Origin of the sequence: Sphingomonas sp. DC5200-1 (assembly GCF_049897245.1) — a bacterium.
Classification (GTDB): Bacteria; Pseudomonadota; Alphaproteobacteria; order Sphingomonadales; family Sphingomonadaceae; genus Sphingomonas; species Sphingomonas aquatilis.
Window position 1 is genome coordinate 265970 of record NZ_JAFCVW010000005.1, and the last position, 16394, is coordinate 282363.

12 protein-coding genes are annotated in these 16394 nt (G+C 66.8%); 5 read left to right on the forward strand and 7 right to left on the reverse strand.

Annotated elements, in window-relative coordinates; genetic code table 11:
- Positions 1–149: 149 nt before the first annotated feature.
- Positions 150–2369, reverse strand: coding sequence for a phosphoribosylformylglycinamidine synthase subunit PurL (gene purL, locus ACP7A3_RS13005; protein ID WP_426255877.1), 2220 nt, complete (start codon positions 2367–2369; stop codon positions 150–152).
- Positions 2370–2646: 277 nt separating this feature from the next.
- Between purL and ACP7A3_RS13010 the strand changes: the two genes are divergently transcribed.
- Positions 2647–5130: a TIM-barrel domain-containing protein gene (locus ACP7A3_RS13010; RefSeq protein ID WP_426255878.1), complete on the forward strand. Its 2484-nt coding sequence runs from the start codon at positions 2647–2649 to the stop codon at positions 5128–5130.
- A 19-nt stretch (positions 5131–5149) separates the two neighbouring features.
- Complete coding sequence (locus tag ACP7A3_RS13015; protein ID WP_241891192.1) at positions 5150–5464, forward strand: polyhydroxyalkanoic acid system family protein; 315 nt, start codon at positions 5150–5152, stop codon at positions 5462–5464.
- Positions 5465–5597: 133 nt separating this feature from the next.
- On the opposite strand, the gene fghA is transcribed toward ACP7A3_RS13015, so the two are convergent.
- The 6 genes from fghA to ACP7A3_RS13045 all read right to left on the reverse strand — a co-directional run bounded on the left by fghA (position 5598) and on the right by ACP7A3_RS13045 (position 11099).
- Positions 5598–6431 (reverse strand): S-formylglutathione hydrolase, encoded by an 834-nt coding sequence (gene fghA, locus ACP7A3_RS13020; RefSeq protein ID WP_426255879.1) that lies wholly within the window; start codon positions 6429–6431, stop codon positions 5598–5600.
- Positions 6428–7297: a formyltetrahydrofolate deformylase gene (purU, locus tag ACP7A3_RS13025; protein WP_426255880.1), complete on the reverse strand. Its 870-nt coding sequence runs from the start codon at positions 7295–7297 to the stop codon at positions 6428–6430. The genes fghA and purU overlap by 4 nt, the downstream gene beginning before the upstream one ends.
- Entirely contained in the window at positions 7294–7677 is a 384-nt protein-coding gene (locus ACP7A3_RS13030) for a VOC family protein (protein ID WP_017979281.1), read from the reverse strand. The genes purU and ACP7A3_RS13030 overlap by 4 nt, the downstream gene beginning before the upstream one ends.
- Positions 7678–7865: 188 nt before the next feature.
- Positions 7866–8978, reverse strand: coding sequence for an S-(hydroxymethyl)glutathione dehydrogenase/class III alcohol dehydrogenase (locus ACP7A3_RS13035; protein WP_426255881.1), 1113 nt, complete (start codon positions 8976–8978; stop codon positions 7866–7868).
- Positions 8979–9056: 78 nt separating this feature from the next.
- Positions 9057–10301: a CaiB/BaiF CoA transferase family protein gene (locus ACP7A3_RS13040; RefSeq protein ID WP_426255882.1), complete on the reverse strand. Its 1245-nt coding sequence runs from the start codon at positions 10299–10301 to the stop codon at positions 9057–9059.
- Between the two features lie 87 nt (positions 10302–10388).
- A complete protein-coding gene (locus ACP7A3_RS13045) occupies positions 10389–11099 on the reverse strand; it encodes a VIT1/CCC1 transporter family protein (protein WP_426255883.1) in 711 nt (236 codons plus the stop codon).
- A gap of 252 nt (positions 11100–11351) precedes the next feature.
- Between ACP7A3_RS13045 and katG the strand changes: the two genes are divergently transcribed.
- The 3 genes from katG (at position 11352) to ACP7A3_RS13060 (ending at position 16360) form a co-directional block, all read left to right on the forward strand.
- Positions 11352–13625 (forward strand): catalase/peroxidase HPI, encoded by a 2274-nt coding sequence (katG, locus tag ACP7A3_RS13050; protein ID WP_426255884.1) that lies wholly within the window; start codon positions 11352–11354, stop codon positions 13623–13625.
- A gap of 156 nt (positions 13626–13781) precedes the next feature.
- Positions 13782–14291 (forward strand): GAF domain-containing protein, encoded by a 510-nt coding sequence (locus ACP7A3_RS13055; protein ID WP_426255885.1) that lies wholly within the window; start codon positions 13782–13784, stop codon positions 14289–14291.
- Positions 14288–16360, forward strand: a complete 2073-nt coding sequence (locus ACP7A3_RS13060; RefSeq protein ID WP_426255886.1) for a putative bifunctional diguanylate cyclase/phosphodiesterase — start codon at positions 14288–14290, stop codon at positions 16358–16360. The genes ACP7A3_RS13055 and ACP7A3_RS13060 overlap by 4 nt, the downstream gene beginning before the upstream one ends.
- Positions 16361–16394 lie beyond the last annotated feature (34 nt).

The following is a 16394-nucleotide window of genomic DNA, read 5'->3' on the forward strand; positions in this document are numbered from 1 at the left end:
GCAATTGCGGAACGGGAGGGTGCGCTACGTGGCGAGCATCATCGTCGGCGCCCGCCTGGATGCCAACGCGAGCGAAGCGAAGAAATCCAGGGCGTCTTGTCCGGCTCTGGATTGCTTCGCTGCGCTCGCAATGACGGTGTGAAGAGGAGTTACGCCAGCGCGGCGTCGACGCCCATCAGCTTGGGGAAGAACCCTTCATGTGCTTGGCGCAGATCGTCGATCGCCACCACGTCGTCGCGATCCGGGCGTTCGAAGATCAGGCGCTTGCCGCCGGTTCGGCCCAGCGGCTCCGCCTCGACGCCGGCGGCGTGCGCCGCGCCGAGGAAGTCGAGCAGCGCATGGTCGTGGACGGTGACGACATAGACGCCCTGATCTTCGGCGAAGAAGGACGCCGCGCAGCCGAACGGCTGCTTGCGGTCGATCATCGCGCCGATGTTGCCGGCCAGCGCCATTTCGGCAAGCGTCACGGCAATGCCGCCGTCGGACACGTCGTGAACGGCGCTCAGCTGGCCGTTGGCGATGGCGTCGCGGATCAGGTCGCCGGTCTTGCGCTCGGCGGCGAGATCGACGGGCGGGGGCGGGCCCTCCTCGCGGCCATGGCATTCGCGCAGCCACACCGACTGGCCGAGATGCCCGCCGCGCGTGCCGATGACGAGGATGACGTCGCCGATACCCTTGAAGGCGATCGTCGCGTTCTTCGTCCAGTCCTTCAGCAGGCCGACGCCGCCGATCGCCGGGGTCGGCAGGATCGCCGAGCCGCCGCCGGTCGCCTTCGATTCGTTGTAGAGCGAGACGTTGCCCGACACGATCGGGAAATCGAGCGCGCGACAGGCGTCGCCCATGCCCTGAAGGCAACCGACGATCTGGCCCATGATCTCGGGCCGCTGCGGGTTGGCGAAGTTCAGGCAGTTGGTGATTGCGAGCGGCGTCGCGCCCACCGCGGTCAGGTTGCGCCACGCCTCGGCGACCGCCTGCTTACCGCCCTCGACCGGGTCGGCGAAGCAATAGCGCGGCGTGCAATCGGTGGTGATCGCCAACGCCTTGTCGGTGCCATGCACGCGGACGACGGCCGAATCGCCGCCCGGCGCCTGCACCGTGTCGGCGCCGACCATGTGGTCGTACTGTTCCCAGATCCAGCGGCGGCTAGCGATGTCCGGCGAGGCCATCAGCGTCAGCAGGTCGCGCGCGATGTCGTCGCTTTCGGGGGCATCGGCAAGCGGAGCCGGCTTGGGCGTCGGTACGTGCGGGCGATCGTACAGCGGCGCTTCGTCGGCGAGCGGACCCAGCGGGATATCGCAGACCGTCTCGCCCTTGAATTTCAGCACCATGCGCTCGGTGTCGGTGACGTGACCGATGACCGCGAAGTCCAGCTCCCACTTGCGGAAGATCGTCTCGGCCTCAGCCTCGCGGCCGGGCTTTAGCACCATCAGCATGCGCTCCTGCGATTCGGAGAGCATCATCTCGTACGGGGTCATCCCCGTCTCGCGCTGCGGCACGTCGTCCATTACGAGTTCGATGCCGACGCCGCCCTTCGACGCCATTTCGACCGACGACGAGGTGAGGCCGGCCGCGCCCATGTCCTGGATCGCGACGATCACATCGGTCGCCATCAGTTCCAGGCACGCCTCGATCAGCAGCTTTTCGGTGAAGGGATCGCCGACCTGCACGGTCGGGCGCTTGGCATCGGCATCCTCGCCGAAGTCCGCGCTGGCCATGGTCGCGCCATGGATGCCGTCGCGGCCGGTCTTCGACCCGACATAGACGATCGGGTTGCCGACGCCGCTGGCGGCCGAATAAAAGATCTTGTCCTGATCGGCGATGCCGACGGTCATCGCGTTGACCAGGATGTTGCCGTCATAGGCGGGGTGGAAGTTTACCTCGCCGCCAACCGTGGGCACGCCGACGCAATTGCCGTAGCCGCCGATGCCGTGGACGACGCCGCTGATCAGGTGGCGCATCTTGGGGTGATCGGGCCGGCCGAAGCGCAGCGCGTTCATATTGGCAACGGGGCGTGCGCCCATCGTGAACACGTCGCGCAGAATGCCGCCGACGCCCGTCGCCGCGCCCTGATACGGCTCGATGTACGACGGGTGGTTGTGCGATTCCATCTTGAAGATGGCGGCCTGACCGTCGCCGATGTCGATCACGCCGGCATTCTCGCCGGGGCCGCATATCACCTGCGGGCCTTCGGTCGGCAGCTTCTTCAGGTGGATGCGGCTCGATTTGTAGCTGCAATGCTCGGACCACATGACCGAAAAGATGCCGAGCTCGACGAGGTTGGGCTCGCGGCCCAGCGCATGCAGGACGCGCGCATATTCTTCCTCGGACAAGCCATGGTCGGCGACGATCTGGGGCGTGATCTCGGTCATGGCCCGCGCCCTTAGCGGGATGGGGGAGGTTCGTCACCTCCTGTGGCGGGGAAGCCTCCAAATCCCTACGTCACCCCGGACTTGTTCCGGGGTCCACTCTGCGGCGAGGGGATTGGCCTGGGCCTCTTGCCTCGCCCTTGCGGCCCGGTGGACCCCGGAACAAGTCCGGCGTGACGTAGGATGTTTGGCTGCATACGTATGCCTTGGGCAGCGCGGTTGACCTTGTGGCAACCCACTGCGCACAGCCTGTCGCATAACACCGGGAGAGACCTGAACGATGCGCGCCACGATGCTGCTGGCCCTGACCGCCCTTGCGACCGCGACGGTGCCGTCTCTCGCTTCCGCGCAGGCGGAGCCTGCCGTAAACGCGCGCTCAGACGGTGCCGAGATCGCCACCGCCGGCGCGACGATCCGCGTCGTCGCGCTGACCGATTCGATCCTGCGCATCCGCATCGGTCGCGGCGGTGCAATGCCCGAGGATGCGAGCTGGGCCGTCGATGCGAAGACGCGCGCGCAGCATGTCGCCGTCACCCCCGCCGCGGACGGCTTCGCCACCAAGGCGCTGCGCGTCCGTTTCCGTGCCGACGGCCGCCTGCGCGTCGAGGATCTCGCCGGCAACCTCATCTCCGAAGACGCCGCACCCGTCGCCTTCGACGGCAAGGGCTTCGCGCTCGCCAAGACGATGCCGCAGGCCGAGCATTATTTCGGGATGGGCGACAAGACCGGCGGGCTCGATCGCCGCGGCAAGAGCTTCGTCGACTGGAATACCGATGCGTTCGGCTTCGGCAGCGGCGACGACCCCATCTACAAGTCGATCCCGTTCTTCATCGGCGTTGGCGGAGTGGGGGGCAGCTATGGCCTGTTCCTCGACAATACGACGCGCGCCTGGTTCGATTTCGGCCATCGCGACGACACGCGACTGGCCTTTGGCGCGCCGGATGGTCCCATCGACTATTATCTGATCGCCGGCCCGACCATGGCAGAAGTGGTGCGCCGCTACACTGACTTGACCGGCAAGGCGCCGCTCGTGCCGCAATGGGCGCTGGGCTATCAGCAGTCGCGCTACAGCTACATGACGGCGGACGAATTGCGCGGCGTCGCTGCCCGGCTGCGGCAGGAGCGCGTGCCCACCGACGTGCTATGGCTCGACATCGATTGGCAGGACCGCAACCGACCCTTCACGGTCGATACCAAGGCGTTCCCGGACATGAAGGGCCTGCTGTCCGACCTGAAGCGCGACGGGTTCAAGGTCGTGACGATCACCGACCTGCATGTCGCTCAAGCGCCCGACCAAGGCTACCGCCCCTATGACGAGGGCATCAAGCGCGACGCCTTCGTCCACCGTGCCGACGGCTCGGTCTATGTCGGGCCGGTGTGGCCGGGTCCGTCGGTGTTCCCGGATTTCACCGAGACCAAGGTGCGCGACTGGTACGGCACGCTGTTCGCCGACCAGGTAAAGATGGGCGTCGCGGGCGCGTGGAACGACATGAACGAACCGGCGATCTTCAACACGCCGACCAAGACGATGCCAGCGGACGTCATGCACCGCATCGACAGCGACGGCTTCATGCCCCGCACCGCGACGCATGCCGAGATCCACAACGTCTACGGCATGCAGAACACGCGCGCGACCTATGATGGGCTGCGCAAGCTGCTGCCCGACGAGCGCGCCTTCGTGATGACGCGGGCGAGCTACGCCGGGGGGCAGCGCTATGCGGTGACATGGACGGGCGACAATCTCGCGACCTGGGACCACCTCAAGCTGTCGATCCAGCAGATCATCAACCTAGGCCTGTCGGGCTTTTCCTACGGCGCGGCCGACGTCGGCGGCTTCGCGGGCGGCCCTAGCCCCGAGCTGCTGACTCGTTGGTTCCAGATCGGCGCCTTCTACCCCGTGTTCCGCGATCACAGCGCCAAGGGCACGCCGCGTGCCGAGCCGTGGGTCGACGGGCTCGATCACCTCGCGATCCGGCGCCGCTTCGTCGAGGAACGCTATCGGCTGATGCCCTATCTGTACGCGCTCGCCGAACAGAATGCGCGCGCGGGCGATCCCATCCTGCGCCCGGTGTTCTACGATTACCCGTCCGCCATGCGCATGTCGTGCGACCAGTCGTGGACGTTCACCGTGGGGCGCTCGCTGCTCGTGGCGCCCGCGCCGCACCCCGACCAGCCGCAGGCCTATGACGTCTGCCTCCCCGCGGGCGGCTGGTACGATTATTGGACGGGCCAGCGGGCGGGCACGCCGGAAGCCGCGGACAACGGCCCGATCCAGTCGGCGACGCAGGCGACGGGGCAGGCGACCGAACATGGCGACAAGGTGCGCGTGACGCCGCGGATCGACACGCTGCCCGTCTTCGTGCGCGCCGGCACCATCCTGCCACGCCAGCCCCTCGTGCAAAGCACCGCCGAAACGCCGTCCGGCCCGCTGCAGCTCGACGTCTATCCGGGCGAGGATTGCCGCGGTGACCTGTACGCCGACGACGGCCATTCGATGGCCTTCACCCGCGGCGTGTTCCTGCGGCAGGGCATGACCTGCACCATGACGCCCAATGGCCTGACGCTCGGCTTCGGCGCGCGGCAGGGTCGCTATGCGCCCTGGTGGAAGCAGTTGCGCGTCGTCGTCCATGGCTGGCAGGGCGATGGCGCGGTTTCGCTTGCGCGCAAGGCCGTTGCAGCGCAGTCGGACGCGACGGCGGGTACGCTCAGCTTCGTCCTGCCCGATCAGCGTCGGGCGGCCGAGGTGACGATCGCCCGCCGCTGACGATCACGAGAGACTATCCATGGCCACCATCCCCTTCGACGTACCCCACAGCCTCGGCCGCGACGAGGCGCGCGCGCGCATCCAGGCGGGCCTGCCCAAGCTCGCGGAGCATATCCCGGGCGGCGGCACCGTATCCGATCACTGGACCGGCACCGACGCGCTGACGCTCACGATCATCGCCATGGGCCAGAGCGTCGAGGCGAAGATGGATATCGAGGACGCGCGGATCGCCGGCACGGTGAAGGTGCCGATGATGCTCAGCATGATGTCCGGCCCGATCGCGGAATTCGTGAAGACCAGCGCGGAGAAGATGCTGGCGAAGCCTGCGGCGTAACGTCGCGGGCCATTTCCCCCAGAACCCCGTCACCCCGGCCTTGAGCCGGGGTCCCGCTTCTTTCGCGGGCCGTTGAAAAAGCGGGACCCCGGATCAAGTCCGGGGTGACGGGGTGTTTTGAGGCAGCTCCGGCCTACAGCCGCGCCGCGTGCCAGGCGAGATGATCGGCCATGAAGGTCGAGATGAAGTAATAACTGTGGTCGTACCCCGGCTGCATCCGCAGCGTCAGGTCGATCCCCGCCTTCGCGCAAGCCTCTGCCAGCAGCTCCGGCTTCAGCTGCTCGGCAAGAAACTGGTCCGCATCGCCCTGATCGACCAGCAGCGCGGGCACCCGCGCACCATCCTCGATCAACGCGACCGTGTCATGCGCGCGCCAGCGCGACCGGTCCGCGCCCAGATAGCCGCCCAGCGCCTTCTCGCCCCACGGCACCTGCGACGGCGCGACGATTGGCGCGAACGCCGATACCGCCTTGAAGCGATCAGCAAAGGTCAGCCCGATCGTCAGCGCGCCATGGCCGCCCATTGAATGGCCCATGATCGACTGGCGCGCCATGTCGGCGGGAAAATGCGCGCCGATCAGCGCCGGCAGTTCTTCGGTGACATAGGACCACATGCGGAAATGCGGGGCCCAGGGCGCTTCGGTCGCATCGACGTAAAAGCCTGCGCCCTTGCCGAAATCATAGGCCTCGTCGTCCGCGACATCGTCGCCGCGAGGGCTGGTGTCAGGCGCCACGAAGATCAGGCCCAGTTCGGCGCAGGCGCGGCGATACTCGCCCTTGTCGGTGACGTTCGCGTGCGTGCAGGTCAGGCCCGACAGATACCAGACGACGGGCAGCATCGCGCCATCGTCATGCGGGGGCACGTACACGGAAAAGGTCATCGGCGTGCCCGTCGTGGCGGACGTGTGCGTATAGACGCCCTGCGTGCCGCCGAACGCCTTTGCGGTCGACACCGTCTGTAAAGTCATCGGAAGATCACCGTCCTGTTGCCGTTGAGGAAGACGCGCCGCTCGCCCACTGAGGCGACCGCGCGTGCGAGCACCTGTGCCTCGATATCGCGGCCGATGCGGATGAGGTCGTCGACGCTGGCGCGATGATCGACGCGCTCGACCGCCTGTTCGATGATCGGCCCTTCGTCGAGATCGGCCGTCACGAAATGCGCGGTCGCGCCGATCAGCTTGACGCCGCGGGCATGCGCGCGGTGATAGGGCTGCGCGCCCTTGAAGCCGGGCAGGAAGCTGTGGTGGATGTTGATGCAGCGTCCCGCCAGTCCCTCGACGAGGCGGGGGCCGAGTACCTGCATATAGCGGGCGAGGATCAGATAATCCGCCCGTGCCTCCGCCATCAGCGCCAGGATCGCGGCCTCCTGCGCGTCGCGGTTCGTGTCGTCGACAGGCAAATGGTGCCACGGCAGGCCGTGCCATTCGGCCAGCGGGCGCAAGCTGTCGTGGTTCGAGACGACGCCTGCGATATCCACCGGCAGCGTCTTCGTGCGCCAGCGATGCAGCAGGTCGTTCAGGCAATGCGAGCCCTTCGACACCGCGATCAGCACACGTGGGCGTGCCTCGGCGGCATCCAGGCTCCAGTCGAAGCCGAACGTCTCCGCCACGGGCGCAATCGCCGCCCGCAGTGCCTCGGCCTCTGCCGGGTAGCGGTCGCCGCCGCGGACGAAGGCGACGCGCATGAAGAACCGGCCCGTTTCCAGATCGGCATATTGCTGGCTGTCGAGGATGAAGCCGTCGATCCCGGCGAGCGCCCCCGACACCGCCGCGACGATGCCGACGCGGTCCTGACACACCAAGGTGAGGATCTGGACCGCGCGGCGCTCCGTCATGCCGCGACGCGGTGCAGCGCGCACACCTTGTTGCCGGCGGGATCGCGCAGATAGGCGAGGTAGAGCTTGCCGAACGGCGCCTCGCGTACGCCCGGCGCGTCCTCGATTGCGGTGCCGCCATTGGCGACGCCCGCGGCGTGCCACGCATCGGCCTGTTCGGGGCTGCTCGCGGCAAAACCGATCGTGCCGCCATTGGCGTGGCAGGCGGGCTGGCCGTCGATCGGCTTGGTCAGCAGGAACATGCCGCCCGGGTGCATGTAGAGCACGCGACCCTTGGGATCGACCCGGCCGGGCGCGATACCGAGCGCGCCGAGCGTCGCGTCGTAGAAGGCCTTCGAGGCGTCGATATCGTTGGCGCCGAGCATGACGTGGCTGAACATGATGGTGTTCCTCTCTCTTTTTGATTGGTGGGGGTTGGTGCCGCGGCCTTCATCCTCCCCGTCATCCCGGACTTGTTCCGGGATCCACTCCGCGGCGAGGGGGGCGGCCTGCGCCTCCTGCCTACCCCCCGCGGATGAGTGGACCCCGGAACAAGTCCGGGGTGACGGAGTGTTGGCGGCAGTGGCGCTCAATAAATCACCACGCTGCGGATGCTTTCGCCGGCGTGCATCAGGTCGAACCCCTTGTTGATCTCGTCGAGGGTCAGGCGGTGGGTGATCATCGGATCGATCTGGATTATCCCGTCCATATACCAGTCGACGATCTTGGGCGTGTCGGTCCGGCCGCGCGCGCCGCCGAAGGCGGTGCCGCGCCAGTTGCGGCCCGTGACCAGCTGGAATGGGCGCGTGCTGATTTCCTTGCCCGCCTCGGCGACGCCGATGACGATGCTGGTGCCCCAGCCGCGGTGGCAGCATTCCAGCGCGGTGCGCATCACTTCCGTATTGCCGGTCGCGTCGAAGCTATAGTCGGCGCCGCCGTCGGTCAGCTCGGCCACCTTTGCGACGATCGCCTCCCGGTTCATGCCCTTGGTGTTGAGGAAGTGGGTCATGCCGAACCGGCGGCCCCACTCTTCGCGATCCGGGTTGATGTCGACGCCGACGATCATCTTGGCGCCGGCCAGCTTCGCGCCCTGGATGACGTTGAGGCCGATACCGCCGAGGCCGAAGACGACGACATTGTCGCCGACCTGCACCTTGGCCGTGTTGACCACCGCACCCACACCCGTCGTCACGCCGCAGCCGACGTAGCAGCTGGTGTCGAACGGGGCGTCCTTACGGATCTTGGCGACGGCAATCTCGGGCAGCACGGTGAAGTTCGAGAAGGTGGAACAGCCCATGTAATGGAAGATCGGCTGCCCCTTGTAGCTGAAGCGCGTCGTGCCGTCGGGCATCAGCCCCTTGCCCTGCGTCGCGCGGATCGCGGTACACAGGTTGGTCTTCTGGCTGAGGCATGACTTACACTGGCGGCATTCGGGCGTGTAGAGCGGGATGACATGGTCGCCGACCTCGACGCTGGTCACGCCCGCGCCCAGTTCGCGGACGATGCCGGCGCCTTCATGGCCCAGCACGCTGGGAAACAGCCCCTCGCTGTCGAGGCCGTCGAGCGTATAGGCGTCGGTGTGGCAGATGCCGGTCGCCATGATCTCGACCAGGACTTCGCCCGCCTTTGGGCCTTCGAGGTCGAGCTCGACGATCTCGAGGGGTTTCTTCGCTTCGAAGGCGACGGCGGCGCGGGTCTTCATGGGGCTATTGCTCCGGAGGGAATGATCGCGGCGGGGTTATCGCGGGACGGGCGGCGGGAGCAAGCGAAAGGGCAGGGCTCAGGCCATCGGGTCCGCCGGCATCGCGACGATGCCCGCGGCGGCCAGCGCGGTCAGGGTTTCGGCATCGACGCCGGCCAGCCGCTCCAGAACCGCGGCGGTGTGCTCGCCCAGCATCGGTGGCGGCGTATCGTAGGTCACTGGCGTGTCGGACAATTTGATCGGGCTGCCGATCGTTTCGAAGTCGGGGTTGCGCGGGTGCGGGATGGTGACGCGCATGGCGCGCGCCGCGACCTGCGGTTCGTCGAGGGCCTGCGCGATGCTGTTGATCGCGCCGACCGGCACGCCGCGAGGATGGATGCGCGCGATCCACGCATCGGCCGTATCGGTCAGGAAATGGGCGGCCAGCCGTTCGATCACCGCTTCCCGATTCGCGACTCGATCGGGGTTGCGGGCGAAGCGCGGATCGCGGGGGAGATCGGGTAGGCCGATGGCCTCGCACAGCGCGACGAATTGCGAATCATTGCCGCAGGCGATCACGAAGTCGCGGTCCGCGGCGCGGAACACCTGATAGGGCACGATATTGGCGTGAGCGTTGCCGTATCGACCGGGGGCCTTGCCGGTGGTCAGGTAATTCTGGCTCTGGTTGCACAGCATCGCGACCTGCACGTCGAGCAGCGCCATATCGATATGCTGGCCGAGGCCCGTTGTCGCGCGGTGCAGCAGCGCGGCCTGGATCGCGATGACCGAATAGAGGCCGGTCATCAGGTCCGATACCGCGACGCCCACCTTCTGTGGGCCGCCGCCGGGCAGATCGTCGCGCTCGCCGGTGATGCTCATCAGCCCGCCGAGTGCCTGAATGATGAAGTCATAGCCCGGCTCGGCGGCACGCGGCCCGGTCTGGCCAAAGCCGGTGACTGAACAATAGATCAGGCCGGGGTGCAGCGCGCGCAGGCTGTCATAGTCGAGGCCGTATTTCGCCAGCGACCCCGCCTTGTAATTCTCGATCAGCACATCGCACTGCGGCACCATCGCGCGGATCAGCGCCTGTCCTTCTGTGGAGGCAATGTCGATCGCGACCGATTGTTTGCCGCGGTTGGCCGACTGGAAATAGGAGGCTTCGCGCGTCGGCGCGCCATCGGCATCCGCCATCCAGGGCGGCCCCCATTCGCGCGTGTCGTCCCCGCGCCGGGGATGTTCGATCTTGATGACCTCCGCGCCAAGATCCGCCAATGTCTGCGCGCACCACGGCCCCGCCAGCACGCGGCTCATGTCGAGCACCCTCAATCCCGTCAGCGCACCCATGTGGCGGTCCTCTCGCGTCCGTCCGTCGGATCGATGCCGGCGGTGTATCGGGGAAGCGCTAGCGACCGCGCGCCGTGCTGCAAAGGGCTACAGCGCACCCACGGGGAGCAGATGCCCCAGCAATGCCGTCGCGGCCATCGCCAGCGCGCCGAGCGCGGTGACGCGCACCACCGCGCGAACCTGCGGCGCGCCGCCGGCCTTGGCGCCGATCGCCCCCAGGATGGCGAGCAGCACGATTGCCACCAGCGGCACGACCATGACCGCCAGGTGGCGCGGCGCGAGCGCGGCGATCCCCACCGGCAGGATCGCGCCAGAGGTAAAGGCGGCGGCGGAGAAAACCGCGGCCTGCACGGGGCGCGATCCGCCGTCGTCGGCAAGGCCCAGTTCGTCACGGCGATGCGCGCCCAGCGCGTCATGCGCCATCATCTGTTCGGCGACCGTCTGTGCCAGCGCGGGCGCGACGCCGCGGCCGACGTAGATGGCGGCAAGCTCCCGGGTTTCGGCCTCGGGATTGCGGTGCAGCTCGGCTGCCTCGCGCGTCAGGTCGGCGTGTTCGGTATCGGCCTGCGAGCTGACCGAGACATATTCGCCTGCCGCCATCGACAACGCCCCGCCGACCAGCGCCGCCGCGCCGGCGAGCAGGATGGTCGCGGCGCTGGCGCCCGGCGCGGCGGCGACGCCGACGACTAGGCTCGATACCGAGATGATGCCGTCATTGGCGCCCAGCACCGCCGCGCGCAGCCAGCCGGTGCGGTGGACCAGGTGATGTTCGCCGGGGGCGTGCGGCATGTCGGTCATCGGGCAGGCACCTGTGTTGAACGACGACGGCTATACGGACCGCGCCGTCGCAGCGTCGAGCCAATCTGTTGAGACATCAGCCGATAGCAGAGGCGGGGGCGCACAAATCTAAATTAAATTTCAGGCAACGGCGCGGCGACTTCCTCGTTTCGGCTTGATGTGGATCAGGCTCGCCCTGTCGCATGCCGGGTCCCTCGCATCGCCCGGCTGCGCTCCTGTTTCACCCAATGGCGGATGCTGGAGCGCGTGTGCATGGAAGACTATAAGGACGTCCTGGCCGGGAAGTGCCCGTTCGGTGGGGATCGGATTGGCGGAGCGCAGACCAGCAAGCCGACGCTGCAGGATTGGTATCCCAATCGCCTTCGCGTCGAGCAGCTGCATCGCAACGGGCCGCGCGCCAATCCGCTGGGCGAGGATTTCGACTATAAGGCGGCATTCGAGGCGATCGACCTTCAGGCGCTGAAGGCGGAGATCAAGGCGTTCCTGACCAGCTCGGTCGCCTGGTGGCCGTCCGATTACGGCAATTACGGGCCGCAGATGATCCGCATGGCCTGGCATTCGGCCGGCACCTATCGCATCGCCGACGGGCGCGGCGGCGCGGGCGAGGCGATGCAGCGCTTCGCCCCGATCGACAGCTGGTGGGACAATGGCAACACCGACAAGTCGCGCCGGCTGATCTGGCCGATCAAGCAGAAGTACGGGGCCGCACTGTCTTGGGCGGACCTGATGGTGCTGACCGGCAATTGCGCGCTCGAGATCATGGGCTTCCCCACCTATGGCTTCGCCGGCGGCCGGCATGACGCGTGGGAGGCCGATGACGCGACCTATTGGGGCCCCGAACATGTCGACATGACGACGGTGAAGTCGTTCGACGAAATGGTGAACCGCGACAAGCGGTGGCGCGGCAAGAACGGCGACGCGGATTACGACCTGGAGCAGCCGCTGGCCGCGTCGCACCAGTCGCTGATCTACGTGAATCCTGAGGGCCCCTATGCCAGCGGCGATCCGATGGCGTCCGCGCACGACATTCGCGTCACGTTCACCCGCATGGCGATGAACGACGAGGAGACGGTGGCGCTGATCGCGGGCGGCCACGCCTTCGGCAAGAGCCACGGCATGGTGAAGGCCGACCGTATCGGCGCGCCGCCGGAAATGGCGCCAATCGAGCAGATGGGCCTCGGCTGGCACAATCCAGAAGGCACCGGCGCGGGCGAGTTCACGATGACCAACGGCATCGAGGGGAGCTGGACGCCCGACCCGACCAAGTGGGACAACAGCTACCTCGAAAATCTGTTCAAGTTCGAATGGGAACAGACGCGCAGCCCCGCGGGCGCGCTGCAATGGACGCCGGTCGACAAGACCGCGCCGCACACCCCCGACGCGCATATCGCGGGCAAGACTCACCCGCTGATGATGATGACCAGCGATATCGCGCTGAAGGTCGACCCCGTCTATCGTCCGATCTGCGAGCGGTTCCTGACCGACTTCGCCTATTTCACCGAGCAATTCTCCAAAGCCTGGTACAAGCTGACCCACCGCGACATGGGTCCGAAGGAGCGTTACCTTGGCGAAGAGCGGACGATCGAGGATGATCTGCTGTGGCAGGATCCGATCCCGCCGGTCGATCACCCGTTGATCAATGACGCTGATATCGCCGCGCTGAAGCAGGCGATCCTGGCGACGGGACATTCGGTGTCGGACTTGGCCTTTACCGCCTTTTCCGCGGCGTCGACCTTCCGGCACAGCGACAAGCGCGGAGGCGCCAATGGCGCGCGCATCGCGCTCGCGCCGCAGAAGGATTGGGCGATCAACGCACGCACCCGTCCGGTGATCGACAGCCTGAAGCGCGTCGCGGCGGACTTCGGCGGCGGTGCGACGGGCGGCAAGGCGGTCTCGCTCGCCGACCTGATCGTGCTTGCCGGCTGCGTCGCGGTCGAGCAGGCGGCGACGGCGGCTGGCGCGGCTACCGAGGTTCCGTTCACCCCGGGCCGGATGGACACAACCGACGCGCTGACCGATGCGGACAGCTTCGAATGGCTGCGCCCGGTGGTTGATGGCTTCCGCAACTACGTCGATCCGAACTTCGATTCGGTGAACGTCGCCGACCTGTCGCCCGAACAGCTGTTCCTCGACCGTGCCGACCTGCTTGCGCTGTCCGCGCCCGAATGGGTGGTGCTGACCGGCGGGCTGCGCGCGCTGGGCGCGAATTGGGACGGATCGTCCGACGGCATCTTCACCGATCGCGTCGGCGCGCTGACCAACGACTTCTTCACCGTGCTGACCAGCATGGATTACGAATGGAAGAAGGCGGATGAGCAGGGATCACGCTTCACCCTGGTCGCTCGCGATGGCGGCGACGCCCGGTTCGAGGCGACACGCTGCGACCTCATCTTCGGCGCCAATTCGCAGTTGCGCGCGATCGCCGAAGTCTATGCCGCGGCCGACGGGCAGGCCCGGTTCGTGCGCGATTTTGTGAAGGTGTGGGACAAGGTGATGATGCTCGATCGCTACGACGTGCATCAATAAACGCAGCGACTATCGGGGGAAGGTTAGCTTCCCCCGATAGTCGCCTCAAAACAGGGGAAAATCCGCCCCATAACGGGTGCTTTACGCTGACGTCATCTTAACGCTTTATGGCCCACATGCGCCGGAACCGATGACTCACCGAGCCCCTGTAATCCGATGCTGACAAACCTTTTTCGCGAGCGCCTGCGTTCGCGGGCCGTGCGCGGCCTGACCGGCGGGGATGAGGCGAGCGCCTCTGCGCTCGATCGCCATGTCGAAGCCGCACAACAAGGCTTCGCCGCGCCGATCGCGGCCCTGTCGCTGATCTACGACGACATCCAGGCGATCCACGCGGCCCGCGGCGTCGACGTAGGCTGCCTGGCGCGACGGGATGGATTCTGCACCCTGACGCTGGATGTTTCGGATGTGCTGGAATGCTGCGATGCGACCGTCGATCCGCGCTTCGCAGCCTTGCCTTCGGTCACCGGCGAACCGTTCATCCGTTATTATATCGGTACGCCGCTGCGCCTGATCGACGGGATCGAGATCGGCGCGCTCTGCGTCGCGGATATCAAGCCGCGTCCGCCCGCATCGATGGATCAGAAGGCCTATCTCGTCGGCTTGGCCCGACAGGTGTCGCTGGTGATGGAAGGGCGCCGCGGCGCCCGGGGGGTGAGGGCCGCATGACCGACATCGCCCTGTGTTTCGCGCAGCATGATGTACATCTCGTCCTGCTGGCGGCGCTGGTCTGCCTGATCGGCTCGGCGGCCAGCGTTCAGCTGTTCCACTGCATCCGGTCGGCGGATGGCTACAGCCGGCTGGGCTGGGTGATGCTGACCGCAGTGGCCACCGGCACGATGGTTTGGGCGACCCATTTCGTCGCGATGATGGCGTATCGCACGTCGGCGCCGGTCGTCCTCGATCCGATACAGACGCTCGGTTCGCTTCTGGTCGCCATCAGTATAGCGGCGCCCGGCCTGGCGCTGGCCGCTTCAGCTCGTCGGGGCGCGGGGGTATTGGGTGGCGGCGTCATCGGCGCGGCCATTGCGCTGATGCACTATCTCGGCATGTCGGCCTATCACGTCGACGGCATCGTCACCTGGACCTGGCCGGTCGTCGCCGTGTCGATACTGCTGTCGGTCGGGCTCAGCGCCGCCGCCTTCGCCCGCGCGCGGCAGGCGGGGCGTGCGGGTGCCTTGCGGACGATGGGCCTGCTCGCGCTGGGTGTCGTGACGCTCCACTTCAGCGGCATGGCGGCGATGCATATCACCGTCATCCGCCTGGGCGATGGCCTGTCGCCGTCGACCATGAACGCGTTGGCCGTGGCGACGGCGGTCGCGTCGCTGATCATCGTCGGCTGCGCTGCGATCAGCGCGCTGATCGACGGGCATACGAAGGGCGAATCCTATCGCCGGCTGCGTCGCATGGCGATGTACGACGGGCTGACCGATCTGCCCAACCGCATGAGCTTCAACGAAGAATTGGAGCGCCGTTTCAACCGTAAGGGCGGGCATCTGTGCATGGCCGTCGTCATGATGGACCTGTCGCGGTTCAAGGTGGTCAACGACACCTATGGCCATCTGGCGGGCGATCAGCTGTTGATGGCGCTGGCGGCGCGGATGACGGCGACGCTGGGTCCCAACGAGTGCATCAGCCGTCTGGGCGGCGACGAATTCGCGGCGGTCATTTCCTACGATCTGGCCGAGGAGTTGACCGACTTCCTCGATCGGTTGCGCGCGGTCTTCGACGCACCCTTCGTCTTCGATCGCTTCACCGCGTCGATCGGGACCAATATCGGCGTCGCACTCGCGGTTCATGACGGCTGGGATGCGGATGCGCTGCTGGCGAAGGCGGACCTCGCCATGTACCGCGCCAAGTCGATCCATTCCAGCGAACCGTGCTTCTATGACGCGCAGATGGACGATGCGGTGCGCGCCCGGCGCGAGCTGGTCGTCGACCTGCGGCGTGCGCTCGACCGGGGGGCGTTCGAACTGCATTTCCAGGTGCAGGCGTCGACCGAGACGGGCGAGATCAAGGGGTATGAGGCGCTGGTGCGCTGGAACCATCCCGTCCGCGGCATGGTGCCGCCCGCGGAGTTTATCCCGCTGGCGGAGGAAAGCGGCGAGGTGGTGCCGCTGAGCATCTGGATCCTGCGCCAGGCATGTTTCGAGGCGGCGCTGTGGCCCAATCGCTATCCGGTGTCCGTCAACCTGTCACCCAAGCATCTGTCCGATCCGCGTCTGGTGATGACGGTACGGTCCGCGCTGGAGGACAGCGGTCTCGCTTCGAACCGGCTGGTGCTGGAACTGACCGAGAGCGCGATCATCCACGATCGCCGCTTCGCACTCGAACAGCTGCACGCATTGAAGGCGATGGGCGTATCGATCGTCCTCGACGATTTCGGCGTCGGCTATTCGTCGATCGACGTCCTGCGATCCTTTCCGTTCGATTGCCTCAAGCTGGATGCGTCCTTCGTCGCCGAACTGGAATATGACGATCAGGCGATTTCGATCCTGCGATCGGTGACGGCGCTCGGCGGCCTGTTGCGCATGCCGGTGCTGGCAGAGGGGATCGAGCGCCCGGCACAGCTCGCCATCGTGGCGCGCGAAGGCTGCGCCAGCGTGCAGGGCTTCCTGGTCGGCCGGCCCTCGCGCACTTTGTCGGACCCGCACGAGGTACGACGGACGATGGCGATCGGGGCCGGTCCGGTGGTCGTCGATTTCCGGCAGCAAGCCGCAACGCCCACCGCGGCTTAACGGGACGGTTGACAGGTCCGGTGCGGTTCAACAT

Excerpts from the sequence above, each read along its gene's own strand:
- ACP7A3_RS13055 (WP_426255885.1), top strand. The coding sequence starts at position 13,782 with ATGCTGACAAACCTTTTTCGCGAGCGCCTGCGTTCGCGGGCCGTGCGC.
- ACP7A3_RS13035 (WP_426255881.1), bottom strand. The coding sequence starts at position 8,978 with ATGAAGACCCGCGCCGCCGTCGCCTTCGAAGCGAAGAAACCCCTCGAG.
- fghA (WP_426255879.1), bottom strand. The coding sequence starts at position 6,431 with ATGACTTTACAGACGGTGTCGACCGCAAAGGCGTTCGGCGGCACGCAG.
- ACP7A3_RS13010 (WP_426255878.1), top strand. The coding sequence starts at position 2,647 with ATGCGCGCCACGATGCTGCTGGCCCTGACCGCCCTTGCGACCGCGACG.
- ACP7A3_RS13045 (WP_426255883.1), bottom strand. The coding sequence starts at position 11,099 with ATGACCGACATGCCGCACGCCCCCGGCGAACATCACCTGGTCCACCGC.
- purU (WP_426255880.1), bottom strand. The coding sequence starts at position 7,297 with ATGACGGAGCGCCGCGCGGTCCAGATCCTCACCTTGGTGTGTCAGGAC.
- ACP7A3_RS13040 (WP_426255882.1), bottom strand. The coding sequence starts at position 10,301 with ATGGGTGCGCTGACGGGATTGAGGGTGCTCGACATGAGCCGCGTGCTG.
- ACP7A3_RS13015 (WP_241891192.1), top strand. The coding sequence starts at position 5,150 with ATGGCCACCATCCCCTTCGACGTACCCCACAGCCTCGGCCGCGACGAG.
- ACP7A3_RS13060 (WP_426255886.1), top strand. The coding sequence starts at position 14,288 with ATGACCGACATCGCCCTGTGTTTCGCGCAGCATGATGTACATCTCGTC.
- katG (WP_426255884.1), top strand. The coding sequence starts at position 11,352 with ATGGAAGACTATAAGGACGTCCTGGCCGGGAAGTGCCCGTTCGGTGGG.
- ACP7A3_RS13030 (WP_017979281.1), bottom strand. The coding sequence starts at position 7,677 with ATGTTCAGCCACGTCATGCTCGGCGCCAACGATATCGACGCCTCGAAG.
- purL (WP_426255877.1), bottom strand. The coding sequence starts at position 2,369 with ATGACCGAGATCACGCCCCAGATCGTCGCCGACCATGGCTTGTCCGAG.